This window comes from Mycobacterium noviomagense, assembly GCF_010731635.1.
Lineage (GTDB): Bacteria > Actinomycetota > Actinomycetes > Mycobacteriales > Mycobacteriaceae > Mycobacterium > Mycobacterium noviomagense.
In genome coordinates this window covers 3,264,975-3,289,985 of sequence record NZ_AP022583.1, presented here as the reverse complement: position 1 = coordinate 3,289,985, position 25,011 = coordinate 3,264,975, and the positions used below count along the sequence as shown (strand labels likewise).

Sequence of the window (25,011 nt, the reverse complement as noted above, 5' to 3'; positions counted from 1 at the left end):
AGCTACCAACGCGCCGACCAAGTACTACGAGCATCCTGGGTTTTGCGGGCATATCCACAGCGTTCGACGGTAGTCTCCGCACAGGTCAGCCGTCAAATCCGCCCCCGCTACTGCCAGTGTGCGGCTAAGGCATCCGCTGTGCGCTGACGGCGAGGACACGCCGGGCAGGCTCGCCCTGGGCCCACAGTCGATGCGAACGAGGGCCCGCGATCGGTGCGATGATGCACGTATGGCTACCGGTCCATCGGAGCAAACCTCGCCTGCGCCGCCTGTGGTGATCAAGGTTTCGCCGATGGCACACTTCGCCGTCGGATTCTTCACGCTCGGGCTGCTCATACCGGTGCTGACATGGCCGGTGACCGCGCCGCTGTTGTCGATCCCGGTGCTGCTTTCGGCGTCGATCGTGCGCCTGCGCACGGTCGCCGACAGCGACGGCGTGACGGCACAAACATTGCTGGGCAGCCGGAGGGTGACCTGGGACGATATCGACGGGCTGCGGTTCAGTCGCGGCTTGTGGGCGCGGGCGCAGCTCAAGAGCGGCGAGGACCTGCGCTTGCCCGCGGTCAGCTTCGCGACCCTGCCGTTGTTGACCGAAGCCAGCGCGGGGCGGGTGCCCAACCCGTATGCGTGATGGGCGCGGCTTTACTGCAGGGGATTCGCGCCGTTGAGCAGCACCCACACGGCGACGCCAGCGCCGGCGCCCACAATTAGCGCTGCGAACGAGCCGACGAACGGCCGCCTGGCCCAGCCGCGACCGGCGTCGAAGCCGTAGCGGCCCGGACCGATCAGGATGACAGCGGCGGCGACCACGATCAGCGTCAACTCGTACTCATGTCCGCCCGGCAAGAAGAATCGGAAGGCACTCGCGTTGGACTGTGCCGATATGTCCGCCAGCAGGCTGTTGATCAAATAGGCCAACGCACCAGCGGCAGCCAGCGGCGTGAACAAACCCAGTACCAGCAGCACGCCCGCGACGATCTCGCCGCCCGCAGCGACATAGGTCAAGATGTCCGCATGCTGGTAGCCGACGTCGGACAGCGAGTTCTTGAATCCGGTCGGACCCTCGCCGCCCCACCAGCCAAAGAGCTTCTGCAGGCCATGGGCCGCCAGCACCGCGCCCAGCCCCGCCCGCAACAGCAATAGACCGAGGTTTTGGGTACCGCGCCGGCCCGCGGCGCGGACCCGCTCGTCGTCCTCGTCGGTGGCCGCCTCGTCTGCCCCGAATGAAGAGTGCCGATCACTGGATTGCGGCTCGATGTATGGCAACGGTTCCTGGCCACCGAGGCCGAAGCCGGAACCCACCCGACGAGCATTGCCGGCGTCGGTGCTCGCGCTGTAGTGCGGGATCGTCGTGGTCTCGAAATCGCCTGCGTAGTTGGCTGACGGCATGTCGTCTTCCGGGTCGACCAGACTTGCTGAGGCTGGACGGACCTGGGTCTGCGCAGCGGAATCGTCAGGCCGTCGCCAATGCGATTCATTCGGTTGACTGGTCACGGGTGTCAGGGTAAGGGCATTTGCCGCTGAATTTGGGATTTGAGCGGCGCTTTCGCCGGACTTAATCAGCACTTCATGGCCCGGGGACCCGGATGTGGCCTGTCGGGTCGGCGACGTGTGGTCACGGCGTGGCTACCGGCCGGCCTGGGCCCCACGACGAACCGGGCGGTGCGGCCGGGCGCGGTAACCTGGCCATCATGCGGGTACGGCGGTCGCTGCAAGTCGCGCTGTGCGCGGCGCTGCTGGTCTCGAGCGGCTGCGCGCGGTTCAACGACGCCCAATCGCAGCCGTTCACCACCGAACCGCAGCGGCGGCCGCCGGCCACCTCGACACCTCCCCCGCCTCCGCCGCTGCCGGCCAAACCGTTCCCCAAGCAGTGTCCGGCGCCGGGCGTGATGCAGGGCTGCCTGGAGAGCACCAGCGGCCTGATCATGCTCCCGGACAGCAAGTCGGCGCTGGTTGCCGAACGCACTACCGGTGCGGTGAAGGAGGTGTCGGTCAGCGCCGAGCCGAAGGTCAAGACCGTCATCCCGGTCGACCCGTCCGGCGACGGCGGGCTGATGGACATCGTGCTGTCGCCGACGTATTCCCAAGACCGACTGATGTACGCCTACGTCAGCACGCCCAGCGACAACCGGGTCATCCGCATCGCTGACGGTGACATTCCCAAGGACATCCTGACCGGCATTCCGAAGGGCGCCACCGGCAACACCGGCGCGCTGCACTTCACCAGCAAAACCACGTTGGTGGTGCTGACCGGCGATGCCGGTAACCCCGCGGCGGCCGCCGACCCGGGGTCGCTGGCCGGCAAAGTGATTCGGATCGAACAGCCGACGACACTCAACCAGGCCCCGCCGACCACGGCCCTCACTGGCATCGGCTCAGGCGGCGGGCTGTGCACCGATCCCGTCGACGGTTCGCTCTACGTTCTCGACCGCGGACCGACCGCCGACCGGTTGCAGCGGATCTCGCGGGACTCGCGAGTTTCGACCGTGTGGACCTGGCCCAACCGGCCCGGCGTCGCCGGGTGCGCGGCCCTGGACGGCACCGTCCTGGTCAACCTGATCAACACGAAGCAAACGGTGGCGGTGCATCTTGCTCCGGCGACCGGTGCAGTCACCGGTGAACCAGAAGTCGTCCGCCAGGACACCCACGCCCACGCCTGGGCGGTGCGGATGGCGCCGGACGGAAACGTTTGGGGCGCGACGGTCAACAAGACCGCCGGTGACGCGGAGAAGCTCGACGATGTGGTGTTCCCGCTCTTCCCGCAGGGCGGCGGCTTCCCGCGCAGCAACGACGACAAGACCTAGCCGGATAGTCAGGTACAGCGCGCCTTACGCTTCGTGGCCGGGTTCGAGGTCGACGACGTCGGAAAAACTGACTAGGTCCTCGGACGTTTCGCAGACATAGGCACTGACCGGCTCCAGCAGGTGACCGACATGATCGCCGAGATCGATGCGGCTCAGTGTCTTGCCGACAAACCAGGCCGCCGCGTCGTCGAGTATGGGCATGTCCTCGGGCCCACTGAACCAGGAGCAGTGCTCGAATTTGTTGATCCGATCACCGGTTTGGCTTCCGAACAGCCGAGCCAACTCGATGTGGCGGCGTGCCACGAGATGCACGGCGAGATAGTCGGATTGGCAGGCCACCCCGAAGGTGTGGTTGCGCTTGGAAATCCCGACGAGAAATCGGGGTGGCTGCAAGCTGGTTTGGGTCGCGAAGCCGACCAGACACCCGGATGCATGGCCCCCGGCCTGCGTGGTGACCACGTACATGGTGTAGTCCAGCATCGCGACCAGTCGGTCGAAAGATTCGTCGCCCATCCGATCATCATGGACTGACGGGCAAGAAATTGTTGCCGCCAAGCGCGTCTACATCCGCGCGAGCCGCTGGTTGGTCACATCCAGTTGGCGTACCGTGCTGTCGGCCAACGCCTCGATCTGGTCGGGCTGCAGCCGGCCGCACAGCCGACCCCAGTGGATCGCGACCTCGTCGCCGACAGCCACATCGGGTACCGCGCTGTATCCGTCGGCCCACACCTCCAGTCGACGCGCCGCCGGCTCGGACAACCCAAACGCGCGACCGTCCCATGCCAGCTCCCGGCACGACACCTCGATGCCGTCGCCGTTACGGGAAAGCACCGTGCCCCAGGTGATTCGGCAATTGTCGAGGACACTCAACGGGTGCTCGTCGAGTCCGCGGCCCAGCAGCCGCGACCACGGATAAATGCCGAACACGTGGAAGCAGTGGTTGGCTGCCGCCTCATCAACCAAATCCGGCCCGAGATGCGACCAGTAGCGGCCCGCCTGCGGGCCGATTATTGCCAGCAGCTCATCCACGAACTGCGCCGGGTCCAGCCCCGCGCCGAGACCGCCACCCAGCCAATACGACTCGACCAGCCGGTAGTCGAGCGGGTCATCGATCCCGGTCATGCTCGACAGCACCTGCAAATAAGGCCACGCGCCGGAGAATTTCGTCGCCGCATCGCGCACCTCGTCCACTGAGCCGTCCCGCAGCGTGGCTCCCAAGGGCGGGCCGCAATAGCCCAGCGCGTTCGGCGCATAGGCGTAGCGGGCGAACATCTCCGCCCCGCGCGCGACCACCGCAGGTGCTGTCATGCCCGTCCCGACGACCCCACGAGCTTGATGGCATCGCGATGCATCCGCCCGAAATTGTAGTAGGCCGCGCACGCGCCCTCCGGGGACACCATGCAGGTGCCGATCGGCGTCTCCGGAGTACACGCGGTACCGAAAACCTTGCATTCCCAGGGCTTCAGCACTCCCTTGAGTACCTCACCGCATTGGCAGGCCTTCGGGTCGGCGACTCGCACCCCCGGCATCGCGTAAAGCAGTTCGGCGTCGAAATCGGCGAAGTCGTCGGAAAGCCGCAAGGCGCTTTGCGAAATGAAGCCCAGCCCACGCCATTCGAAGTGCGGGCGCAGCGCGAACACTGTGCTCATCAGCTTCAGCGCGGCCGGGTTGCCGTTTTCCGGCACCACCCGCGAATACTGGTTCTCCACCTCACAGCGGCCCTCGCGGATCTGAGTCAGCAGCATCGCCACCGACGCCAGGATGTCTAGCGGCTCGAACCCGGACACCACCAACGGTTTTCCGTACACCTCCGGCACGAACCGATATGGCCGGTTGCCGACGACCGTCGACACATGCCCGGGCCCGATGAAGCCGGACAGCCGCAGATCCGGTGACTCCAGGATCGCCTTGATGGGCGGCACGATCGTAACGTGGTTGCAGAACACGCTGAAATTCTTCAAACCGAGTTCGCGGGCGCGCACCAGAGTGACCGCGGTGGACGGAACCGTGGTTTCGAAGCCGATGGCAAAGAACACCACCTGCTTGTCGGGCTTGTCGAGCGCAATCTTCAGCGCGTCGAGCGGCGAGTAGACGAAGCGCACGTCGGCACCGCGCGCCTTTGCATCCAACAGGCTGCCTTTCGAACCGGGCACCCGCATCATGTCGCCGAAACACGTGAAGATCACGTCGGGCTGCTCGGCCAGCCACATCGCATCGTCGATGCGGCCCATCGGGATCACACACACCGGGCAGCCGGGGCCGTGTACCAGCTCGACGTTCTCAGGCAGCAAGTGTTCTATGCCATGCCGATAGATCGTGTGGGTGTGGCCGCCGCACACCTCCATGAACTTGAAATGGTCGCGCTCCCCAGCCAAGTGCTTGATCGCGACCAACAGTTTGCGGGCGGCCGCCGGGTCACGGAACTCGTCGACGAATTTCATAGCAAGGCCTTCCGGTCAGACGATCGCGGTTGAGTCGAAAGCTTCCATCTCGGTGGCGTACGCGTCGCCCATCTTCTTGACCGCCGCCAACGTGAGTAGTGCTTCGGTTTCGTCGATCTTGGCCATCGCGAAGCCGACGTGCACCAGCACCCAGTCATCGGGTTGCGGCGTATCGTTCTCGAGCAGCCGCACGCTAATTGTGCGCTGTACGCCGCTGACATCGACCTTCGCCAAGTAGTTGTCGGCGTCGGTGATTTCGACGATCCGCCCCGGAATTCCAAGACACATGGTGAGCTCCTATTTCTTTTCTGTGGCGACCCGCTGCGCCCGGCTTCGCCGCGCTTGCGATCGCCACGTTCTTCAACAAATCCGCGGCAACGGGTCACCGACCAGCATGTCGACAATGCGGGTACCGCCGAACCCGGTGCGCACCACCACCGTTTCCGCGGGCTCCGCGACGATCTGCCCGATCTCGGCCGCCTCGGCCCCCAGCGGATGTGACCGCAACGCTGACAGCGCGACATCCGCTTCCTCGGGCGCGACCACAGCGACGAATTTGCCTTCGTTGGCGACATACAACGGGTCGATGCCCAGCAGCTCACACGCGCCGCTGACCATGGGGTGCACCGGGAGCCGCTCCTCGTCGAGCACCACCCCCAAACCACAGGCCTGCGCCAGTTCGTTACACACCGTGCCCACCCCGCCCCGGGTCGGGTCGCGCAGCCAGCGGGTTGACGGCGCAGCCGCCAACAGCACTTCCACCAACGGGCTCACTGACGTGGTGTCCGAACAGATATCGGCCTCGATCGCCAGATCACCGCGGGCCAGCATCACCGCCATACCGTGATCGCCCATGGAACCCGACAACAACACCTTGTCGCCGGGGCGAACGGACTGCGCAGACAGTCGCCGCCCCGATGGAATGACGCCGGCCCCGGTTGTCGTGATGAATAGCCCGTCAGCTGCCCCGTTGGGCACCACCTTGGTGTCCCCGGTGACGATCTGCACAGCCGACTGGGCCGCCGCCGCCGCCATGTCGGCGACAATGTCCTTGAGCTCGGCGATCGGGAAACCCTCTTCCAAGACGAATGCCGCCGAAATCCATTGCGGCACAGCGCCTGCCACCGCCAAGTCGTTGGCGGTCCCGTGTACCGCCAGTTCCCCGATCGACCCGCCCGGAAACCGCCTGGGCTGCACCACAAACGAATCAGTCGACAGCACCAGCCGCTCGCCGCTCGGTAAGCTGAGCACGGCGCCATCGCCGAGCGACGCCAGAAGCGGATTACGGAAGGCTTCCATAAACACGGCATCGACCAGGGCAGCCGAGGCCTTTCCGCCGGCTCCGTGCGCAAGCGTGATGTGGTCGTCGAGCAGCCGCGGCCGGCGCCTGCGGAACGATTCGATGCGCTCGATCACCTCGCCCTCGGCGAAACGTGGTCCCGACGAGAGGTATTCGCTTGCCGGCTTGCTCATCAGGCCTCCGCTCGCTGTCCAGCCATCTGTTCGTGCACCGCTAACCACAGCTCGTAGCCCAACAGGGCTTGTGACTCCTGAATCCGGTGCACGCTCTGGGACCGGACCACGAAGCACGCATCGACATCCTCGCTTTTCGCGAACGCGCCGCCGTCGTATCCGGCGAACCCGATCGTGTACATGTCGCGCTGGCGCGCTTCTCGCAATCCGGCCATCAGGTTGGGCGAGCTGCCGCTGGTCGACATCGCGATCGCGATGTCTCCCCGCTTGGCGCGGGCGATCAACTGGCGGGCGAACACCAGCTCGAAGCCCACGTCGTTGCCGAGTGCGGTCAAGATCGCCTGGTCGGCGGTCAACGACCACGCCGGCAGCGGCGTACCGATCGGCGGGCGGGCGAAAAGCCTTGCCAGTGTGGTGGAGTCGGTGCAGCTTCCGCCGTTGCCGAACGTGAACAATCGCCCACCCTCGGCGAAGCGACGCGCCATTTCGGTGGCTGCGGTGCTCAGCAGTTCGACATTTTCGTCCAGCGTGGAGCGGCGCAGCGCAAGGCTTTCCGCCGCCTTGGCTCGCGCTGACGCGGTCAGGTCGGCCAGCAGCGACGTCGAGTCGTTCTCCTGGGCGTCGATGAACGGGTACAGGAAGTTCGTGGGTTCTTCGCTCATGGCACGTCCTCGTCAGGCTTGCTGATCGCAGTCCCGGCGTGCACGAGCACCAGATCACCGACAGCGACCGGCTCGACCAGTGTGGTGGCGACGGTCTCGATCCCCTTGGCGGTGCGCACCTCGGCCAACCCTTCCGCCGACGGGGCGAGCACCTCCCCGAGCCGGCCTTCGTCGCTGCAGGTGACGCAAACATCTTCGGCGCCTTCCTGCTTCAGCAACCCGGGGTGCTCGAAGCAGACATGGGTGAGCTCCCACAGCAGGTGGTAGAACAGCACGAAACCTCCGGTCGCGGGAACGCGCGGATCGGGATCGTCAAGCCAGAGCACATGATCGGCCATGCCGGCCCGAGGCCGCTCCCCGCTGCCGATCCAGACGGTGGTGGCACCCCATGCCGGGCAGCGGCGCATCACCGAGCGGACTTGATGGTCGTGGGCGCCAGACACCGCGACGACGATGTCGCCGGGGCGCACCGATACCCGGACCACGTCGACGACGTCGGGACCGGTGATCGCCACGGCTGGCAGTGCCCGCTTGCCGACGATCACAGGATGGATGAACTCGACCGCGATATGTAGGGCGTGCGGCTCCCAACCGGGCGCGATGGACCACATGGTGGCGCCGGCTGCGAACCGTTTGGCCAAGGTGAACGCGGTAGCGGCCAGATCGGCCGTCAGGTCGGCGCCCAGGCCGCGGTCAATCGCGGTGGTAGTCATTGCCGTACCACCTCCTTGTCACCAACACCGTTGCCTTCCGCAGACTCGCTACGCGCGCCATCCAGTGCAGCCAGGACGGAGACCGCGGCCTGACCGAGCGCCAGCCCACCGTCGTTGGGCGGAACCGTGTGGTGGGTCAGCACTTCGAATCCCGCCTGCTGCAACAGCTGCCGGCATGCAGTCACCAGCAGCACGTTCTGAAATACCCCACCCGTGAGGCCTACCAAGCGCACGTCGCCCGCGACCAGACCGACCACCTCGGCGACGGCGACCGCGACCGCCTCGTGGAAGCCCGCCGCCAACGCAGCAGGCGTTGCCCCGGCGCGCAGCGCCGACACCATCGCACGCACCATCCCGGTCGGGTCGATCAGCCCGTCGGGCAGTACATCGAACCGCAACTCCGCCACCGTCTCGCCTGCCGTCTCGGCCAGTACCTCGAGATCGATGGCGGCCTGCGCCTCGTAGTCGATGCGATGCCGCACACCCAGCAACGAGGCGACGGCGTCGAATAGCCGCCCCATGCTCGAACACGGCACACAACCAACACCACTGTCTAATTGCGAACGGGTCAAGCGCAATTCGGCGGTGGTGGCCGCGGTGACCGGGGCAAGGTCGGGAGTCCAGCCGATGCCAGCCGCCCACAGCTGAGATAGCGCCATCCGCCAGGGGTTGCGTACCGCGGCATCGCCGCCAGGCAGTGGCACCGGCAGCAGGTGCCCGGCCCGCGTAAAGCGGTGGCTGTCGGACCCGATGGCTAGAACCTCACCGCCCCAGATGGTTCCGTCAGTGCCGTAGCCGGTTCCGTCGAAGGAAACACCGATGAGAGGTTCGCCGAGGCGGCCGTGTTCGGCCAGTAGCGACACGACATGGGCATGGTGGTGCTGGACGAGATCCAGCGGACGGCCGCCGGCATGCCGCTCGGCCCAGGCGCGGGTCTGATACCCCGGATGCAGGTCGGCGGCTAATCGCATTGGCGCACCACGAATTTCGCTGAGTTGACCGACTGCGCGCTCGAAGGCCCGCAGCGTCTCCAGGGTGGCCATGTCGCCGATGTGGCCGGACATGAATGCGCGCGGGCCGTCGGTGAGGCAGAAGGTGTTCTTCAGTTCGCCGCCTACGGCGAGGACGGCCGGGCCTTGTCGGCCGATGTCGACCGGTAGCGGCGCGTAGCCGCGGGATCGGCGGATCGGCAGTTCGCGACCGTCGACAACGCGCACCACCGAGTCGTCGCAGGGCACGTGGATCGGCCGGTCGTGGTCGAGCACCGCATCGCAGAGGAGCGAGAGTCGTTGTGCCGCATCGTCTTCGGTAAAGCAGATCGGCTCGTCGGAGCGGTTGGCGCTGGTGAGCACCAGCGCATCCGGCACTGGTTCGTCCGCGCCGGGGACCGGGGCGAGCAGCAGGTGATGGATCGGCGAGTACGGCAACATCAGCCCTAGCAGCGGACTGCCGGGTGCAACGGCGCCGGCGACCGGTGCGTCGGGGCGTCGCCGCAGCAACACGATCGGGCGGGCCGGGCTGGACAGGATCGCGGCCTCGGTGTGGTCGATTCTGGCGTAACGGCGGGCGACACCGAGGTCGCGCACTAGCATGGCAAAGGGCTTGGCGCCCCTCGCCTTTCGTGCGCGCAGGCCGATGACCGCCGACTCGTCGTCGACGGCGCACGCCAAGTGATAGCCGCCGATTCCCTTGATCGCGACGACGGCACCGGCGGCCAGTGCCCGCTGCGTCGCGGCCAGTGCGGCATTGGGTCCGTCCACTCGTTCAGAGACAGACGAAAACCACAGCGACGGCCCGCAGTCAGGGCACGCGATCGGCTGGGCATGGAATCGCCGGTTGGCCGGGTCGTGGTATTCGGCGGCGCAGCGCTCACACATGGCGAACGCCGACATCGTGGTTGTCGGCCGGTCGTACGGCAACGCTCGGATGATGGTGAACCGCGGCCCGCAGTTGGTGCAGGTGATGAAGGGATGCCGGTAGCGGCGGTCGGTGGGGTCGAACAGCTCGGCGACACAGTCGTCGCACACCGCGATATCGGGCGGGATCGGCGTGGTGGCGCCGAGGACCGTCTGACTTTCCACGATGCGAAATCCGGTGTCGTCTGTGGCTTCGATGTCGACGACTTCGACGTTGCTGATGTTCGCCAGCGGTGGTGCGTCGGTGCGCAATCGCCGACCGAATTCGGCCAAGCTTGGCCGCGATCCCTGCGCCTCGACGAAGACCGCGCCCGAGTCGTTCCCGACAAACCCGGCCAGGTGCAGGTCGGTGGCGATCCGGTGGACGAAGGGACGAAACCCGACACCTTGGACCACACCGGTCACGGTGAACCGCTGCCGAACGGTTTCCGAGCGCAGCAACGTGTCGGTCATTTCGACCACCAAGCGGCTTCTCGCACACGGCAGCCGGGCGGCTGGACCTTCCTGCCGCTCGGGTTCATCCACCGATTAGCACACGTCGGGATCACACCGTTTCGTTCGGCACGGACTAACACGCCCGTTGAACTCATCCTAGTCGCGCCAGCGATACGCGAGACGAGGCCGAGACTGCTACATGTGCCGAATCCTGAGGTAGCGACGCGCGTCCGGAAGAGAGATGAGTCCCATCACCACCCCCGCCAAAACGACAAGCGCCACGATCGCAATGGCGATCCAACCGACTATCTCCATGTCGCTTTCCTTTCTTCAGTGTGTCGCGAATCCAGCGGTTCTACTTCGTCAGGAGAGAAGTAGAGGTAGCGGCCGTACCAGTCGTGCAGGTCTGCCGCCGGGTCCTCCTCGACAACCACGCCGACATGCTGGTTGCCGTCGACGTCTTCGTGCACCGACGTCACACGAGCGGTCTTGCCGGCGAAAAAGAGGTCTTGTGCGTCGGCGCGGCGCCCCGGATGCAGCCGTACCCTGCTGCCCCGCGCCACTCGGACACCGTTGACCAGAACGGCGTCAATTTCTGGGCGGACCGCGTTGTCGGCCAGAGGATCCCACCACTCGACGCCCTCGGGTATCTCGGGGATGAGCCGCGTTTCAGCGGTAGCCGGGTGCGGATCGCGCAGCACACCGTGCAGGCGCTGCATCGCCTCCGGTGACATCGCGTCGCAGCGGTCGATGATCTGGGCTGCCAGCGGATCGGTAGCGCGCGCTTGCGCCTTCTCTTCTCCGGTCATGGTCATCACCCGCAGAGTGAGGATCTCGTCGATCTCGGTAGCGTCATAGAGCGCGGTTTGGCTCTGCTCGGCGACTTCCGGATGGTCGTAGAGAATGATGGGCGAGATCAACAGAAGGTCGTGTTCACCCTGCGGGCCGGCCAGCACCGGGAAGCACCGGTGCTGTTCACAGCGTGCTACCGCGGCGACGGCGCGTTCGGGCGGCTCGAGCAGCGAAACGAACTTGCCGCCAACGGCTTCCGCAATGATATGGGTACCGATCAGGGATCTGGCGATCGCATCGTCTTTGTCTGCCGCCGTTGCACCGGTGTTCTGCACGGTGAGGCTGACACGGTCCAGGCCGTCGTCGTGTTCGACGCCCACGGTAAGCGACGCATGGATCTCCTGCCTGCTGCGCACCAGCCGGCCGCCGCCGACCGCTTCGATGTCGGTGCCCGCCGCCACGGTCACCGGCAGCGTCCACGTCCCTGGCGGCTCAGCCAACTCGAAAGGACCGAAACTCACCTCGCATTCGACCGCCTCATCCCAGGACAGCCACGACCCGGCCGAGGTCGTCAGCTCGTCGACGGGTTGGTAGCGTCGGCAACCCGTGTCGCGCTCGGCGCTACGATGCTGCAGTTGCAGAAAGCGCAGGACCAGTTTGACCGCGTCCGCGTTGTCGACGACAAACTGCGCCGACATGCGGTCGTCTTCGCCGATCCCCGCGGCAGCCGCACCGGGCGGCCCCAGAACGCCGAACTGCCAACGGGATTGGTTCTTGCCGGACGTCGCGCGGTACGGGTACAGCAGATAGCCTTCATAGAGCACGGCGTCGGCGACGCTGCGGGCGCGGTCCCAGTTCGCGGTCATGGAACCTCCTCGCGAGCCGCGGCCAGCAGCGCCGACACCGCGTCATCCAGATCCAAGAACCCTTGCGCCGACTTGTAGGCGGCCAGCGCGGACACCGTGTCGTGAGACAACCGCACCCATCCACTGTTCGGGTAGTGTCGGCTGATCAGATCCCGCCACACCGCGACCGGCATGTCGTAGCGGTCCTCGCAATCCCACGGCACTTGCCGCACAGAAAAGCCGCGCTCACCCGCCGTAAATACCGTTCCGCTGAACAGGAACTGCAATGGCACCGCACCGTCGCGCAATGCGTGGAAATACTTGGCCGCCGCGATCTCGAGGTCGTAGGTGCACGGCAGCCCAAGCGCCACCTCCGTGGCCCCGGTGAATCCCGGCACCATCGCCGCGCAGTGCTGCCACAGGAAGGTGCGCTGGGTGGTTGCCCATCGTTCCCGTGGCCCGAACAAGTCGGTGAGGCCGCCGGCCTCTTCGTCGGAATAGCTGCGCCGCAACGGTTCGAAGCGCACCTGGCAGCGCAGAGCGATCGCGTGCACTGGTTCGTCGTCCGGCGCACAGATGCCGACCCGCGCGGTCAGCGTCGGGGTGACAGCGTAGGGCTCTGGAACCACGTCGGCGACCTTGAACGAGAAGTCGCTCATGGTCGTCGCTCCACACTGCGGGCGGCGAGCGTGGCGAAGAAAGCGTCGATAAACTCGCGGGCTTCCTGTCCGCCGTCGAAGCCGCGCCACAGTTGGCGCAGGTTCCCGACGAACTCGTAGCAGGCGTCGATCGGCACCAGGTAACAGATCGGTTCACCGATCTCGGGCACGCGCACCAGCAGCGCTTCGACGTCGTCGGCGAGCAGGCCGACACGGGGTTCGTCAGCGCTGATGGCGGTCCAGGCGTCGAGATCGAGTTCGGATTCGCATGCGCCCGCCGGTCCGGGATAGAACGCGACCATGCGATCCAGCACCGAGTTGCGGAAGAAGAACGCCATCCCGACCGGGATCTGCAGCGCCTCCCATGTGCGGCGGTCCAACTTGAAGTCCGGGAAAGCCAGATAGCGGTCCGGCACCGCGCGGTACTTCAGCTCGGCCTTCTGGTCGGTGAACAATAGATAGCAGCCGCGACACACGCACATCAATTGCCGGCCGGCCACATTCACGACGTGTTGGTGCGTGTCGGCGATGGATTCGGAGCACATTTCGCAGCGCTGGCCCACTGGTTCGGGTGTGCGCCGGCTAGTGATGCGCGAGAGCACGTCATACGGATTGGTCATGCCGGTGCGCCCATCGGTTCCACAGGCACCGCCAGCGACAGCACCCCGTCGCGGACCAGCAGCGGGATCGGATCGAGATGTGCCGCTGGATCATCCAGCCCGGCGCCCGCATGCACGACGTCGAAATGGCTGTGACATCGCGGACAGCGCAGCACCGGTTCACCGGTGCCGGCCGAATGGTGCAGCGCCGTGCCGGCCAGCGATCCTGCGCACACCGGGCAGTGGTCGCGGTAGGCGTAGAGCTGCTCGCCGACTCGGCAGGCCAGCACGGGCAAGTCCGCGACGCGGAAGCCGCCGACTTCACCGGGGGCGAGTTCGGCCAAGTCGGGCACCTGGTGCCACGCCGTCGGCGCTGCCCCGTTCGCGTGCACTCTGGCCAGCAGCGATTCGGCCGGAATCATGCCTGCCGATGAATCAGACTCGGCCGCAACGACTTCGATCGACACGATCTCGGGCGCAGCAGCGCGCACGGCGTCCTCGACGGCCAATTCCAGTGTCACCGCTGAGGATGGACAGCTCTTACAGCTTCCGGAGAACTGCAATCGAGCGGTGTCGCCGACGATGTCGAGCAGATGCACGTCGCCGCCGTGCGAACCCAGATACGGCCGCACCCGGTCAAGCGCATCAGAGACCCGCCGCTCGACGTCGTGCGGATGCAGGCCGTGCACCAGCAGCAGGCTGGCCACCAAGTCGTCGGTCGCCAGTCGGTCGACAAGCGCCGGATCGCCGATCATGTCCACGATCCGGGCCAAACCCGCGCCGTAGAGCTCGACTACCTCCCGGACCAGCTGCTCGGCACGCTCACGTGCGGCGGCCCCGCCCGCCGACGTGGCGTCCAGCAGCGTCTGGATACGATCGCCCGCCGTACGCCATCGCGCATCCCCCTCGAGCTCCTCGGGGCGATCTTGCATGCATCACTCCCCGGTAGCGGTTTGCGTCGGCGAGTGCAGCCGCTCCAGTGTCTTGCCCTTGCCCAGGTACATGTGCACACCACAGGGCAGGCACGGGTCGAAGCTGCGCACCGTGCGCATGATGTCGATGCCCTTGAAGTGCTCCCGGTCGTTCTCCTCGAAGATCGGCTGGCCCTGCACCGCGTCCTCGTAGGGTCCCGGCGTGCCGTAGACGTCGCGCGGATTGGCGTTCCACGGCGTCGGCGGGTACGGGTGGTAGTTGGCGATCTTGCCGTCGCGAATCACCATGTGGTGGCTCAAGACGCCGCGCACCGCCTCGGTAAAGCCGCAGCCGATGGCTTCGTCGGGCACGGTGAACTTCTCCCAGGTCTTGGTACGCCCGGCCCGGATCTCTGCGAGCGCCTTCTCGGCGAAGTGCAACGCGCAGGCCGCCGCGTAGGCCTGGAAGTAGGTGCGCGCCCGGTCACGCTCGATCGTGTTGGACCCGTGCTGAGGAATCTTCCACTCCAACTCGACCGGGCCCTTCAGCGCGGTCTTGGGCAGGTTGATCTGCACGGAATGACCGGTGGACTTGACGTAGCCGATGTCGACCAGGCCGGCCAGCGCGGTCGCCCACAGCCGGGCCAGCGGCCCGCCGCCGGTGTCCAGCGCCAAGTGGTCACCGTTGTGGAACCATCGCGGTGACATCACCCAGCTGTACTTGCCGCCGTCCATGTCCCGCTTCTGCGGATGCGGGTTGGTGTGCTGGTTCCATGGGTGCCGACGGTCCACCGGGTTTCCGAGCGGATCGGTCTTGACGAACATCTCCTGGTCGTTCCAGTCGTCGTAATACGAACTGCCCAAAAGGATTCGGATGCCCAGGTTGATATCCACCAGCGATGTGGTGACCAGCTTGCCGTCGACCACCACACCCGGTGTGACGAACATCTTGCGGCCCCAGGACTCCATGTCCTTGTAGGAGAAGTTGCAGTACTCGGGGTCCTGGAAAGAACCCCAGCAGCCCAGCAGCGTGCGGCGTAGACCGACCTTCTCGTAACCGGGGATCGCCTCGTAGAAGAAGTCGAACAGGTCGTCGTGCATGGGCACGACCTTCTTCATGAACTCGACGTAGCGCATCAGTCGAGTCATGTAGTCGGTCATCAACTGAACGGTGGCGGTGGTGCCGACACCACCCGGGTACAGCGTGGACGGATGGACGTGCCTGCCTTCCATGAGGCAGAACATCTCCCGGGTGTACCGGCTGGTTTGCAATGCCTCGCGGTAGAACTCGCCGGAGAACGGGTTGAGCGATCGCATGATGTCCGCGATCGTCTTGTACCCGTGCATGTCGGCATGCGGCGCCGGGGTGTTCTCGGCTTTCGCCAGCACACCGGGATTGGTCTCGGAGACCATCTTCTCGCAGAAGTCCACTCCGACCAGGTTCTCCTGGAAGATGTTGTGGTCGAACATGTATTCCGCAGCTTCACCGAGGTTGACGATCCACTCGCCCAGATGCGGCGGCTGGACGCCGTATGCCATGTTCTGCGTGTAACACGAGCAGGTGGCGTGGTTGTCACCGCAGATCCCGCAGATGCGGCTGGTGATGAAGTGCGCGTCGCGCGGGTCCTTGCCCTTCATGAACAACGAGTAGCCGCGGAAGATCGACGACGTGGAGTGGCATTCCACCACTTCTTTGTTGTCGAAGTCGATCTTGGTGTAGATGCCGAGGCTGCCCACGATCCGGGTGATCGGATCCCACGCCATCTCGACCAGCTGGCCGGGTTCGCGCTTAGCCTGGGAAGGCTCGGGAATGATCGTTGTCATCGAACTTCTCTCTCTTGAGGTGAGGTCTGTACGCCCGGACTACCAAGTGCGGCGGGCGCCCGTAGTGAGTTCTGTTCCCTTGCGCCGCCAGCGCGGCTCCTTGTCGACGGTGCGGCCGGTGATTCCGCGCAGATTGCGGATGACCGAGCCATACAACCCCGACGCGGTTGTCGAGACCTTGCCCCCCGGCGGCTCATCCATGAACGGCATGAACTTGTCCGGGAACCCCGGCATGGTGCATCCAATGCAGATCCCACCGACGTTGGGGCAACCGCCGATACCGTTGATCCAACCGCGCTTGGGCACATTGCATTTGACAACAGGCCCCCAACAACCAAGCTTAACAATGCATTTCTGCGAACCGTACTCGGTGGCGAAATCGCCCTGCTCGTAGTAGCCGGCGCGGTCACAGCCTTCATGCACGGTGTTACCGAAGAGCCACTTCGGGCGAAGCGCGTCGTCGAGCGGAATCATCGGCGCCTGCCCGGTTGCCATGTAGAGCAGGTAGGTCAGGGTTTCTGCGAGGTTGTCGGGATGAATGGGGCAACCGGGAACACAGACGATCGGGATTCCCGCCTTGCTTTTCCAGTCCCAGCCCAGGTAGTCAGGGACGCCCATCGCGCCGGTCGGGTTACCGGCCATCGCGTGGATGCCGCCATACGTGGCGCAGGTGCCGACCGCGACCACCGCGGTCGCCTTCGGTGTGAGTCGGTCGAGCCACTCACTGGTCGTCATCGGCTGACCGGTCGCGGGGTTATTGCCGAACCCGCACCAATACCCTTCCTCTTTTATCTGCTCGTTGGGAATGGAGCCCTCGACGACGAGCACGAACGGTTCGAGCTCACCCCGGTCGGCCTTGAAGAACCACTCGAGGAAGTCGTCGGCGCCGCCGTTTGGCCCACATTCGAAGTCGATCAGCGGCCAGTGCACGGCAATCTTGGGCAACCCGGGGAGCGCGCCGAGCGCGATCTCTTCGACGCTGGGTTGGGTGGCGGCAGTCAACGCCACCGAATCACCGTCGCAACTCAGGCCCGCGTTGATCCACAGCACATGGATCAGGGTTTCTTCTGCTTTGACTGCTGCTTCCGTTGGCATACCGCAGCTTTCCGGGGCCGGGCTGGGGTCCCTAACACCGCCGGAGTCGACCGTCGGCCCGCTTACGCGGCGCTAATTTTTGGGTCTACTCGCACAAACTTGCGTTGTCAACGGTCTGCCAGCAAATCCGGATAACCTTTCCGAAGCTTCTCGTTTTTCGTCAATTTTGGCCCGCCGCAGAGTATTCTGAGCCGTCAACCGCAGCCGCTCATGTCCGAGTGCAGGTAAGCCAAGCACCAGCCGTCCTGCCAATCACTTGCAACTGGTTGTGATGCAAGCGATTTGCATCTGGCGCGGTTTCGTGAAGGACCCGCAAATCGTCGCCAGGCATCCTTCGGCGCCGGAACGCCGGTTGCTCTCGAACGGCGCCGGTGTTGATGGCTCAGTTATAAGTGCCGGTATAAGTGCCGGCGGTGCGGCTTAGAGCCGGTCCTCACCCCGACTGGTGCCTGTGGTGTGCGCCGGGCCGACCCGGTCGTCGTCTAGGTCCGTCTCGGGTTGTTCCGCCGCGGGCTGGTGATCGCCGGGTGATGCCGTTGCGCCACCTTCGCCGCTCCCCGGTGCGGAAGCCTTGTATGACGACGATTCAACGGGTTTGACGCCCCCTTCAGCACCTTCACCGGTTGGTTTAGCGCTGGTCTGTCGTCCCTCATAGGGCGGCATGGCCGGCTCGCTGCCCTGGGGAGGCAGAGTTCCGGTGCCGCCAATTTGGGCCTCCTCCGTCCCGCCGTGCGAGGGGACCGATTCTTGTGGTACCGCGCCCTCCGGCCGGTCGGTAGGTCCACCACTCGGCTCCGAGCCGGTGTCGCGCGATCCGGTTTCGCCGCGTTCAGACTGCGGCTCCTCCGACAGCTGGCCGCCAGGTGTGGTTTCTTCCATGACTCCTCCTCATGACCCGCCGCGCACACACCACGCAGCCGGATCACCAGTGGCGGGTACCCCCGGCTATCCGGCCCAAACCGGATCCGAATTGCCCATGTGCAGGCGAAATTTTCGGACGGCGACGCCGCAGAGCTATGCTGTACCGGCGGGGCGCACTATGAAGCGTGACGAGCTGTTCGCCTCGATCGAGGCGGCACGCCCCGGTCGCGATAACGTCGTGTATCTCGAGCGGCGCGCCGACGAATATGACTGGTGCATCGTGCCGTTCGGCAGCGAGACCGCCGATTTACGGCCATCGGCCAAACCCGAGCCCGACGCCTGGATGTCATTCTCCGCGGCATGGCCGCTAGACGATCGAGGACAACTGCAGGCGTTTTTCGACGACCTGCTCGCCGAGCTGGAGTCGATGGCTTCGCACACTGACCGGTGTCGCTGGCCGGTCGACGAACCGTGGCCCCACTTTCATTGACCAACGGTCCGCACCATGCAGTACCGAATCAGTCCAGACGACCGCGCCCGATTCAAACGGTGTCGGCGGCAATGGGATTTCGCCTCGCCGCACCGCCGTGGTCTTGAGCCCGTCCACGTCACGGCTCCCGCCGTGCCGGCCGCGCTCAAAGATGCGCTGGCCGTCTACTACTACCCCGGCACCTGGGACTGGCCCCACGAGTTGAAGCAATCGCTGGTGCATAAGGCCGCCAGACGTTCTCTGGACGAAGCTGACGCGGCGCACGGGCTACCGACCGCGGACGCGCTGCTCGACACCTACGACGCCTGGGCGAGCACGATCGACGACTTCGCGCCGGTCAAGGTCGAACACGAGGTCCAAGGGTTGCTGCCCGATCCGCGCGACCCGGAACGGGGCTTGCAAAGCACCGACGGCTCTGCGGTGATCTACGCCTGCCGGATCGATTTGCTCGTCGTCGACGCTGCAGACGAATACTGGGTGGTTTGCCATCGGATTGATGATGAATGGCAGGACTTGGAGATGCTGATTCGCGACGAGTCGGCCGTCGCGCAATGTTGGGCCTGGGAGCAGGAGTACTTGGGCATGGAGATCTCGGGCACCATCCACAACGAGGTACGTCTCAGCGGTCCGCTCGATCTGCCCTCGCCGGATCCCGGCGCGGCACAACGGGTCCGCCAAAGCGAGGGCAGCGGTGGTGGCCGGTCGATCCCGCAACACAGGCGGTTGACCGCCCGCACATCGCGACCCGACGCGCCCGGCCGCGTCCAGCAGCGCACCGCCGGCCTGCTGCGACGAACCCGCATTCGCCGAAGCCGCACCGAGATCGGCGCGGTCGGCATGCTGATCGCGGCCGAGGCAATCGACATGTGCAACGCGCCGGCGATTTACCCGACGTTCGACCGCCATTGTCAGTCGTGTGAATTCGGCGCGCCGTGTCTGGCCTTGACCGCGGGCACCGATGCGGAACCTATTCTGGCAGCGCAATTTCGGCCTCATCCACCTCAAGATCGCCAGAAGCCGAGGCTGGGACAGTCGACCTGGGGCTTCGGCAGGGGCGCCGCACCGCCTCCTTGGTGATCGGCTGTCGCGTCAGAGCCGGGTGTGCTGCTCGATATCGTCGAAGAATTCGGTGAGCATGGCCTCGGTGAGCGATGGGCGGGTCTGATTGATCGCCCCGAGATAGTCCTGTGTGCAGGCCGGCTCGCCGCGACGAAACTCGATCTCGCGGTCGAAGCCGCACTGCGCCCCTTTACGGGCGGCGAACTCGATGTCGGCCGGGGTGAACATTTCGCTGGCCTGGACCAGTGCCCCGACATCGACGCAGCCGGCGGACTGGCCGAGGTATCTGGTCCAGATCGCGGCGCGCGCGGTGGCATCCGGCGGTCCGACCGGAATGATGTAGTCGAATCGGCCGGGCCGCAGAAACGCGGTATCGAGTAAATGCACCGAGTTCGTTGCGCAGATCAGCAGCCGCTCGTCTCGCTGGCGAAACGCCGGGATCAGCTTCAGCAGCTCGTTGGTGGCGCCGTGCGCAGGATCGGATGGCACGCCGGAGCGGGATCCGGCGATCTCTTCGACTTCGTCGATGAAGACCACGACGGCTTCCAGTTCCATCAGCGTCGTGAAGGCTTCCCGCAGCGCGCTGGCCATGGCCACCTCGGGGGCGGCCAACCGAGAGGGGAAAAGCTCGACGAACGGCCAGCCAAGTCGGCCGGCGACGGCCTTGGCGAAGCTGGTTTTGCCGGTCCCGGGCGGCCCGAACAAGATCACCGCCTTGGGCGGTGAGACTCCGTACTGCTCGGCGACGTCCGGCTCGGTCAACGGCAGCACAATCCGGCGTTCGATGATCTGTTTCTCGTTCTCCATGCCGGCCATCGCCTGCCACAGTCCCCGGGGCATCTGTTGCCCACCCAGCTCGGCCAGCAGCCCTGCGTCCGCCGCGCCGACAGGGTCGACCTTCTCGAAATACACCAGTTCGGTCCGCTCGTGGTACCCGGAATTGCGCAGCGCTGTCGTCCCCGTGGCATCCGGGGGCAGCAGCGCGGCGATCCGCCGCACACCAAGCGAGCGCAGCCGCAGTTCCAGTTCGGCCAGCAGCGCGCTGCCAATGCCCCGATTGCGCCATCGGTTGCTGAGTCCGACCATCGAAACCCACGCGCGTTCACCGTGGTGCTGGGCCACGGCGATGCCGACAAGCTCGTCGCCGACGACGGCGACCACAGCGGGCTGACCCGACCTGGCGGACGAGACCACCTCGGAGATCGGAAACACCGGCGATGACTCACCTGGCTGGCGGCTGGTGTCCCAGACCGAAATCGCTTGGTCGAGGTCGTCGTCGTGAAAGTCGCGGAGGCGCCACGGAGGCATCGCGTGCTACCTCCTGATACGTGCATGACCGGCGTCGGCCTGTGCGCAACGGCGCGCCGACAAGAAGGAATACACGCTGCAGCAATCAGCGCCGCGACAAACCACCCATTCGGGTGGCCCGGCGGGTGATCGGCGCCGTCAGGTTTGCCCGCAGGCGGCGAGGACGAGCTCGCGGACCCGTGCGGCGTCGGCTTGGCCCTTGGTGGCCTTCATGACCGCACCCACGATTGCGCCGGCTGCCTGTACTTTGCCGCCGCGGATCTTCTCGACGATGTCGGGGTTCGCGGCCAGCGCTTCGTCGACCGCTGCCTGAATCAGCGAGTCGTCGCGCACCACCGCCAGGCCGCGAGCGTTCATCACCTGTTCGGGCTCACCCTCGCCTGCCAGTACCCCCTCGACGACCTGGCGAGCCAGCTTGACCGACAGCTTGCCCTCGCCGACGAGCGCGATGACGGCCGCGACCTGTCTCGGGGTGATCGGAAGTTCGTCGAGCTGGACGCCGGACTCATTGGCCTTCTGCACTAAAAAGTTTCCCCACCAGGCCCGGGCTTGCTCGCTGGGCGCGCCCTGCTCGACGGTCGCGATAACCAGGTCGACGGCGCCGGCGTTGACCAGATCACGCATCACCTCGTCGGAAACCCCCCACTCCTGCTGAATCCGCTTGCGCCGCAACCATGGATACTCGGGGATGGTTTCGCGCAACTGCTCGACGAGTTCAGCGCTGGGCGCCACCGGCTCCAAGTCGGGTTCGGGGAAATAGCGGTAATCCTCGGCGGTCTCCTTGGTGCGGCCGGGGCTGGTGTAGCCGTCTTCGTGGAAGTGCCGGGTTTCCTGGATGACCCGGCGACCGGATTCCAGAACAGCGCCCTGGCGCTGCATTTCGTAGCGGACCGCGACTTCGACGCTCTTGAGCGAGTTGACGTTCTTGGTCTCGGTGCGGGTGCCGAACTCGATGGCACCGACCGGCTTCAACGACACGTTGGCATCGCAGCGCATCGAACCCTGGTCCATCCGAACATCGGAAACACCTAAGGTACGCAACAAGTCTCGGAGCGCCGTCACATAGGCTCGGGCGATCTCGGGCGCCCTGGCGCCAGTTTCCTCGATCGGTTTGGTGACGATTTCGATCAGCGGCACACCGGAGCGGTTGTAGTCGATCAGCGACGTCGTCGCCCCCTCGATGCGGCCGGTCTCGCTGCCCAAGTGGGTCAGCTTGCCGGTGTCTTCCTCCATGTGGGCGCGCTCGATGCCGACCCGCCAGCTGGTGCCGTCCTCCAGTGGCACATCCAGGTAGCCGTTGACCGCGATCGGTTCGTCGTACTGCGAGATCTGGTAGTTCTTCGGCATGTCGGGATAGAAGTAGTTCTTCCGCGCGAACCGGCACCACGGCACGATCTCGCAGTTGAGCGCCAGCCCGATCCTGATCGCCGACTCCACCGCAGCCTGGTTGAGCACCGGCAGCGAGCCCGGCAGCCCCAGACACACCGGGCACACCTGAGTGTTGGGTTCGGCGCCGAATGCGGTGGGGCACCCGCAGAACATCTTGGTGGCGGTGGACAGCTCGACGTGTACCTCCAGGCCCAGCACGGGCTCGTAGCGCGCGATCACGTCGTCGTAATCGAGCAGCTCAGCCCGGGTGACCTTCGCAGCAACCGTCATGAGCTAGATCGTAGTTGGGGCGCCTTCGTCGGCGCCATTCGCACGCTCCGTCGGGGCTGCTAGTGGTGACAGCCGTCACTCAATCGCGTTGTTACGCAGGCGACGTTCCGCGACTGGGGAACATGTCCGCCAGCGCAGCCGCCATCTCCAGGTAGCGACGCCTACTCCGCTTGCTCAACTGCTTCAGAGTGATCTCCTTGCCCTGATGCACATGACGATCGAATGGCAAGGTCACGACACGGTCCGGCGGGAACCGCTGCGCCAACCCCTCAAGTTCCTTGGCTGCCAGCCTGTTTGGTCTGCCTTTTTCGGTGCGGTTTATCACGAGCACCGCTGATTCAATCAGGTTCCGGTATCCATTGCGGCGCAACCACTTCAATGTCGTCTTCGTCTTCCGGACGGCGTCGATCGATGCGCTCGTTACCACTACCAGGGCCCGTGACTCCGAGAGCACCGCCTCCATCATGCTGGACTTCAGTGCGCTGCCGCAATCGATCAACATCACCGAATAATGGCTGCGCAGAATGGAAAACGCTTTGGCGAAGTCGTCGCGGCTCATCAGCCAATCGGTGTTGGCATAGTCCGGAAGACCGAGCAGTTCCAGGCCCGAACTGTTCCGACATGTATGCGTTCGCCTGTCGATATAACGCGCCGCCGCTGCTCCGGCGACGAGGTCGAGCAGGCTCAGCCGATTTCGGCGGCCATGCCGGCCGGCGAGGTCACCGCCGGCGAGATCCACCGCAATCACCCGGTCGTCGCGCAGCTGCGCGAATGTCGAGCCAAGCGCCTCAACCACCGCCGTTTTTCCGACGCCGCCTTTAAGGCCCAGTACCGCGATAGGAAATTCGCTGCCAACGGGGACGCAGACGCGATCGCGCAAACTCGTTTCGTATTTCCGCCGAGCGTCGGGACGAACGCTAAGTCGGGAGATTCCGGAAAGCACATTTCGCCACATGCTGTCAGTCGGGATTTTCTCCAACTGTTCCAGCCGGTCGAGGGTGTCCCACCCTAACTGCGGCTCCTGCTCAACCGGCGCAGGCGTAGGAGCCGCCGGGACCGTGGATGCTTCGGGTAGTGCCTGGTCCGGCTGCGGTGGACCGGGCGGTGCATCTCGGCCGTAGGCCCGCTGGGCGTTGTCGGGGCTGGCTGTCCGCGGTCGCCCGCGGGTGAATCGGCGCGTGCCGGGCTGCCCCGACGGCTGCGCCGAGGGCACCCCCTGGTGAATGACACCGCGATACGGACCGCGGTTATTCATATTTCCGACGGTAACACCCGTTTTGATTGCTCGGCTACTCGTTTGACGCAGCAAATTGCATGAAACATGTATGGAATACGGGTGAACAGCAGCCTACGGTCGCGTAATCGTTTGGCCGCTGACCGGGTCGCGTTACCCGAAGAAGGCGGCGGCGTCGTCGTAGCGGCTCTCTGGTACAAGCTTGAGCTGGCGCACCGCATCCGCCAACGGCACGCGGCCGATGTCCTGGCCGCGCAGGGACACCATCATCCCGTACTCGCCGATATGTGCGGCGTCGGCCGCGTTGACCCCGAACCTGGTGGCCAGCACCCGGTCGAAGGCGGTCGGTGTGCCACCGCGTTGGACATGCCCGAGCACCGTCACCCGCACGTCCTTGTTGATACGTTTCTCCACCTCACTCGCCAGCTGCGCGGCCACACCGGTGAACCGTTCATGCCCGAACTCGTCGATACCGCCTTCCCGCAGATTCATCGATCCGGGAACCGGTTTGGCGCCCTCGGCGACCACGCAGATGAAATGTGAGTCACCTCGCTGGAAGCGTCGCTTGACCAGCCGGCACACCTCTTCGACGTCGAAGGGCTGTTCGGGAATCAACGTCATGTGAGCACCGGATGCCAAGCCCGCATTCAATGCGATCCAGCCGGCGTGCCGGCCCATCACCTCCACCAGCATGACCCGCTGGTGCGATTCGGCGGTGCTGTGCAACCGGTCGATGGCCTCGGTGGCGACCGTCAACGCGGTGTCATGCCCGAAAGTCACGTCAGTGCAATCGATGTCGTTGTCGATCGTCTTCGGCACCCCGACGACCGGAACGTTCTCCTCGGACAGCCAGTGCGCCGCCGTCAAGGTCCCTTCACCGCCGATCGGGATCAGCACGTCGATGCCGTTGTCGTCGAGGGTCTGCATGATCTGGTTCAACCCGGCCCGCAGCTTGTCGGGATGCACACGGGCGGTGCCCAGCATCGTTCCGCCCTTGGTCAGCAGCCGGTCGTTGCGGTCGTCGTTGTGCAACTGGATGCGCCGGTTCTCCAACAGCCCGCGCCAACCGTCCTGAAAGCCGACCACCGTCGAGCCGTAGCGGGCGTCGCAGGTGCGCACCACCGCCCGGATGACGGCGTTGAGCCCCGGGCAGTCGCCACCCCCGGTGAGAATCCCGATCCGCATGTCCTCATCTTGCCGGGTGGATCGCTTCAGTGGCGCGAGCAGACGC

General features: G+C 65.4%; 25 protein-coding genes. 4 read left to right on the top strand and 21 right to left on the bottom strand.

What is annotated here, in order from left to right:
- The first annotated feature begins 229 nt into the window (after positions 1 to 229).
- Positions 230 to 631 carry a PH domain-containing protein gene (locus G6N15_RS15520; RefSeq protein ID WP_083088098.1) on the top strand — a complete coding sequence of 134 codons (402 nt, stop codon included), beginning with the start codon at positions 230 to 232 and terminating at the stop codon, positions 629 to 631.
- 11 nt (positions 632 to 642) lie between these two features.
- Here G6N15_RS15520 and G6N15_RS15515 read toward each other — a convergent pair whose 3' ends face one another.
- Positions 643 to 1,494: a DoxX family protein gene (locus G6N15_RS15515; protein WP_083088097.1), complete on the bottom strand. Its 852-nt coding sequence runs from the start codon at positions 1,492 to 1,494 to the stop codon at positions 643 to 645.
- 197 nt (positions 1,495 to 1,691) lie between these two features.
- Between G6N15_RS15515 and G6N15_RS15510 the strand changes: the two genes are divergently transcribed.
- Positions 1,692 to 2,804, top strand: a complete 1,113-nt coding sequence (locus tag G6N15_RS15510; protein ID WP_163748095.1) for a PQQ-dependent sugar dehydrogenase — start codon at positions 1,692 to 1,694, stop codon at positions 2,802 to 2,804.
- A gap of 24 nt (positions 2,805 to 2,828) precedes the next feature.
- On the opposite strand, the gene G6N15_RS15505 is transcribed toward G6N15_RS15510, so the two are convergent.
- From G6N15_RS15505 to G6N15_RS15435, 16 genes are all read right to left on the bottom strand, one after another.
- The gene (locus G6N15_RS15505) at positions 2,829 to 3,317 is read right to left on the bottom strand and encodes a flavin reductase family protein (protein WP_083088865.1); all 489 of its coding nucleotides are present in this window, start codon (positions 3,315 to 3,317) and stop codon (positions 2,829 to 2,831) included.
- 48 nt (positions 3,318 to 3,365) lie between these two features.
- On the bottom strand, positions 3,366 to 4,112 hold the full coding sequence (locus G6N15_RS15500; RefSeq protein WP_083088864.1) for a DUF6390 family protein: 747 nt from the start codon (positions 4,110 to 4,112) through the stop codon (positions 3,366 to 3,368).
- A complete protein-coding gene (gene hypD, locus G6N15_RS15495; protein WP_083088862.1) occupies positions 4,109 to 5,245 on the bottom strand; it encodes a hydrogenase formation protein HypD in 1,137 nt (378 codons plus the stop codon). The genes G6N15_RS15500 and hypD overlap by 4 nt, the downstream gene beginning before the upstream one ends.
- A 15-nt stretch (positions 5,246 to 5,260) precedes the next feature.
- Complete coding sequence (locus G6N15_RS15490) at positions 5,261 to 5,533, bottom strand: HypC/HybG/HupF family hydrogenase formation chaperone (protein WP_083088860.1); 273 nt, start codon at positions 5,531 to 5,533, stop codon at positions 5,261 to 5,263.
- Between the two features lie 72 nt (positions 5,534 to 5,605).
- Positions 5,606 to 6,718, bottom strand: a complete 1,113-nt coding sequence (gene hypE, locus G6N15_RS15485) for a hydrogenase expression/formation protein HypE (RefSeq protein ID WP_083088859.1) — start codon at positions 6,716 to 6,718, stop codon at positions 5,606 to 5,608.
- Entirely contained in the window at positions 6,718 to 7,380 is a 663-nt protein-coding gene (locus tag G6N15_RS15480) for a D-sedoheptulose-7-phosphate isomerase (RefSeq protein WP_083088858.1), read from the bottom strand. The genes hypE and G6N15_RS15480 overlap by 1 nt, the downstream gene beginning before the upstream one ends.
- Complete coding sequence (locus G6N15_RS15475) at positions 7,377 to 8,093, bottom strand: HypC/HybG/HupF family hydrogenase formation chaperone (protein ID WP_083088856.1); 717 nt, start codon at positions 8,091 to 8,093, stop codon at positions 7,377 to 7,379. The genes G6N15_RS15480 and G6N15_RS15475 overlap by 4 nt, the downstream gene beginning before the upstream one ends.
- A complete protein-coding gene (gene hypF / locus G6N15_RS15470; RefSeq protein WP_083088855.1) occupies positions 8,090 to 10,462 on the bottom strand; it encodes a carbamoyltransferase HypF in 2,373 nt (790 codons plus the stop codon). The genes G6N15_RS15475 and hypF overlap by 4 nt, the downstream gene beginning before the upstream one ends.
- A gap of 177 nt (positions 10,463 to 10,639) precedes the next feature.
- Positions 10,640 to 10,759, bottom strand: coding sequence for a DUF6893 family small protein (locus G6N15_RS23840; protein WP_372506549.1), 120 nt, complete (start codon positions 10,757 to 10,759; stop codon positions 10,640 to 10,642).
- The gene (locus G6N15_RS15465; RefSeq protein WP_083088853.1) at positions 10,750 to 12,102 is read right to left on the bottom strand and encodes a hypothetical protein; all 1,353 of its coding nucleotides are present in this window, start codon (positions 12,100 to 12,102) and stop codon (positions 10,750 to 10,752) included. Before G6N15_RS15465 ends, G6N15_RS23840 begins: the two co-directional genes overlap by 10 nt.
- Entirely contained in the window at positions 12,099 to 12,740 is a 642-nt protein-coding gene (locus G6N15_RS15460) for a DUF6084 family protein (protein ID WP_083088852.1), read from the bottom strand. Before G6N15_RS15460 ends, G6N15_RS15465 begins: the two co-directional genes overlap by 4 nt.
- A complete protein-coding gene (locus G6N15_RS15455) occupies positions 12,737 to 13,360 on the bottom strand; it encodes a DUF5947 family protein (RefSeq protein ID WP_083088850.1) in 624 nt (207 codons plus the stop codon). The genes G6N15_RS15460 and G6N15_RS15455 overlap by 4 nt, the downstream gene beginning before the upstream one ends.
- The gene (locus G6N15_RS15450) at positions 13,357 to 14,271 is read right to left on the bottom strand and encodes a NifU family protein (RefSeq protein WP_083088849.1); all 915 of its coding nucleotides are present in this window, start codon (positions 14,269 to 14,271) and stop codon (positions 13,357 to 13,359) included. The genes G6N15_RS15455 and G6N15_RS15450 overlap by 4 nt, the downstream gene beginning before the upstream one ends.
- Before the next feature lie 3 nt (positions 14,272 to 14,274).
- Complete coding sequence (locus G6N15_RS15445) at positions 14,275 to 16,074, bottom strand: nickel-dependent hydrogenase large subunit (protein ID WP_083088848.1); 1,800 nt, start codon at positions 16,072 to 16,074, stop codon at positions 14,275 to 14,277.
- Between the two features lie 39 nt (positions 16,075 to 16,113).
- Positions 16,114 to 17,169, bottom strand: coding sequence for an NADH-quinone oxidoreductase subunit B family protein (locus G6N15_RS15440; RefSeq protein ID WP_083088845.1), 1,056 nt, complete (start codon positions 17,167 to 17,169; stop codon positions 16,114 to 16,116).
- 420 nt (positions 17,170 to 17,589) lie between these two features.
- Complete coding sequence (locus tag G6N15_RS15435) at positions 17,590 to 18,048, bottom strand: hypothetical protein (RefSeq protein WP_083088844.1); 459 nt, start codon at positions 18,046 to 18,048, stop codon at positions 17,590 to 17,592.
- A 160-nt stretch (positions 18,049 to 18,208) separates the two neighbouring features.
- On the opposite strand from G6N15_RS15435, the gene G6N15_RS15430 reads away from it, so the two are divergent.
- Together G6N15_RS15430 and G6N15_RS15425 are read left to right on the top strand one after the other, a co-directional pair.
- A complete protein-coding gene (locus G6N15_RS15430; RefSeq protein WP_083088843.1) occupies positions 18,209 to 18,520 on the top strand; it encodes a hypothetical protein in 312 nt (103 codons plus the stop codon).
- Positions 18,521 to 18,535: 15 nt separating this feature from the next.
- The gene (locus G6N15_RS15425; RefSeq protein WP_083088842.1) at positions 18,536 to 19,597 is read left to right on the top strand and encodes a hypothetical protein; all 1,062 of its coding nucleotides are present in this window, start codon (positions 18,536 to 18,538) and stop codon (positions 19,595 to 19,597) included.
- A 12-nt stretch (positions 19,598 to 19,609) separates the two neighbouring features.
- Here G6N15_RS15425 and G6N15_RS15420 read toward each other — a convergent pair whose 3' ends face one another.
- The 4 genes from G6N15_RS15420 to G6N15_RS15405 form a co-directional block, all read right to left on the bottom strand.
- Positions 19,610 to 20,887, bottom strand: a complete 1,278-nt coding sequence (locus G6N15_RS15420; RefSeq protein ID WP_083088841.1) for an ATP-binding protein — start codon at positions 20,885 to 20,887, stop codon at positions 19,610 to 19,612.
- Positions 20,888 to 21,025: 138 nt separating this feature from the next.
- Positions 21,026 to 22,546 (bottom strand): Asp-tRNA(Asn)/Glu-tRNA(Gln) amidotransferase subunit GatB, encoded by a 1,521-nt coding sequence (gene gatB, locus G6N15_RS15415; protein WP_083088839.1) that lies wholly within the window; start codon positions 22,544 to 22,546, stop codon positions 21,026 to 21,028.
- A gap of 91 nt (positions 22,547 to 22,637) precedes the next feature.
- Positions 22,638 to 23,426, bottom strand: a complete 789-nt coding sequence (locus tag G6N15_RS15410) for a MinD/ParA family ATP-binding protein (RefSeq protein ID WP_232070246.1) — start codon at positions 23,424 to 23,426, stop codon at positions 22,638 to 22,640.
- 507 nt (positions 23,427 to 23,933) lie between these two features.
- On the bottom strand, positions 23,934 to 24,965 hold the full coding sequence (locus G6N15_RS15405) for an ATP-dependent 6-phosphofructokinase (RefSeq protein WP_083088837.1): 1,032 nt from the start codon (positions 24,963 to 24,965) through the stop codon (positions 23,934 to 23,936).
- Positions 24,966 to 25,011: the final 46 nt, after the last annotated feature.

Bases quoted from the DNA above. Each gene is read 5' to 3' on its own strand.
- G6N15_RS23840 (WP_372506549.1), bottom strand. From the start codon at position 10,759: ATGGAGATAGTCGGTTGGATCGCCATTGCGATCGTGGCGCTTGTCGTT.
- G6N15_RS15455 (WP_083088850.1), bottom strand. From the start codon at position 13,360: ATGACCAATCCGTATGACGTGCTCTCGCGCATCACTAGCCGGCGCACA.
- G6N15_RS15500 (WP_083088864.1), bottom strand. From the start codon at position 4,112: ATGACAGCACCTGCGGTGGTCGCGCGCGGGGCGGAGATGTTCGCCCGC.
- G6N15_RS15445 (WP_083088848.1), bottom strand. From the start codon at position 16,074: ATGACAACGATCATTCCCGAGCCTTCCCAGGCTAAGCGCGAACCCGGC.
- G6N15_RS15450 (WP_083088849.1), bottom strand. From the start codon at position 14,271: ATGCAAGATCGCCCCGAGGAGCTCGAGGGGGATGCGCGATGGCGTACG.
- G6N15_RS15430 (WP_083088843.1), top strand. From the start codon at position 18,209: ATGAAGCGTGACGAGCTGTTCGCCTCGATCGAGGCGGCACGCCCCGGT.
- G6N15_RS15480 (WP_083088858.1), bottom strand. From the start codon at position 7,380: ATGAGCGAAGAACCCACGAACTTCCTGTACCCGTTCATCGACGCCCAG.
- G6N15_RS15405 (WP_083088837.1), bottom strand. From the start codon at position 24,965: ATGCGGATCGGGATTCTCACCGGGGGTGGCGACTGCCCGGGGCTCAAC.
- G6N15_RS15440 (WP_083088845.1), bottom strand. From the start codon at position 17,169: ATGCCAACGGAAGCAGCAGTCAAAGCAGAAGAAACCCTGATCCATGTG.
- G6N15_RS15490 (WP_083088860.1), bottom strand. From the start codon at position 5,533: ATGTGTCTTGGAATTCCGGGGCGGATCGTCGAAATCACCGACGCCGAC.
- G6N15_RS15475 (WP_083088856.1), bottom strand. From the start codon at position 8,093: ATGACTACCACCGCGATTGACCGCGGCCTGGGCGCCGACCTGACGGCC.
- G6N15_RS15465 (WP_083088853.1), bottom strand. From the start codon at position 12,102: ATGACCGCGAACTGGGACCGCGCCCGCAGCGTCGCCGACGCCGTGCTC.
- G6N15_RS15435 (WP_083088844.1), bottom strand. From the start codon at position 18,048: ATGGAAGAAACCACACCTGGCGGCCAGCTGTCGGAGGAGCCGCAGTCT.
- G6N15_RS15460 (WP_083088852.1), bottom strand. From the start codon at position 12,740: ATGAGCGACTTCTCGTTCAAGGTCGCCGACGTGGTTCCAGAGCCCTAC.
- G6N15_RS15425 (WP_083088842.1), top strand. From the start codon at position 18,536: ATGCAGTACCGAATCAGTCCAGACGACCGCGCCCGATTCAAACGGTGT.
- G6N15_RS15505 (WP_083088865.1), bottom strand. From the start codon at position 3,317: ATGGGCGACGAATCTTTCGACCGACTGGTCGCGATGCTGGACTACACC.
- G6N15_RS15510 (WP_163748095.1), top strand. From the start codon at position 1,692: ATGCGGGTACGGCGGTCGCTGCAAGTCGCGCTGTGCGCGGCGCTGCTG.
- hypE (WP_083088859.1), bottom strand. From the start codon at position 6,718: ATGAGCAAGCCGGCAAGCGAATACCTCTCGTCGGGACCACGTTTCGCC.
- hypF (WP_083088855.1), bottom strand. From the start codon at position 10,462: ATGACCGACACGTTGCTGCGCTCGGAAACCGTTCGGCAGCGGTTCACC.
- G6N15_RS15520 (WP_083088098.1), top strand. From the start codon at position 230: ATGGCTACCGGTCCATCGGAGCAAACCTCGCCTGCGCCGCCTGTGGTG.
- gatB (WP_083088839.1), bottom strand. From the start codon at position 22,546: ATGACGGTTGCTGCGAAGGTCACCCGGGCTGAGCTGCTCGATTACGAC.
- hypD (WP_083088862.1), bottom strand. From the start codon at position 5,245: ATGAAATTCGTCGACGAGTTCCGTGACCCGGCGGCCGCCCGCAAACTG.
- G6N15_RS15420 (WP_083088841.1), bottom strand. From the start codon at position 20,887: ATGCCTCCGTGGCGCCTCCGCGACTTTCACGACGACGACCTCGACCAA.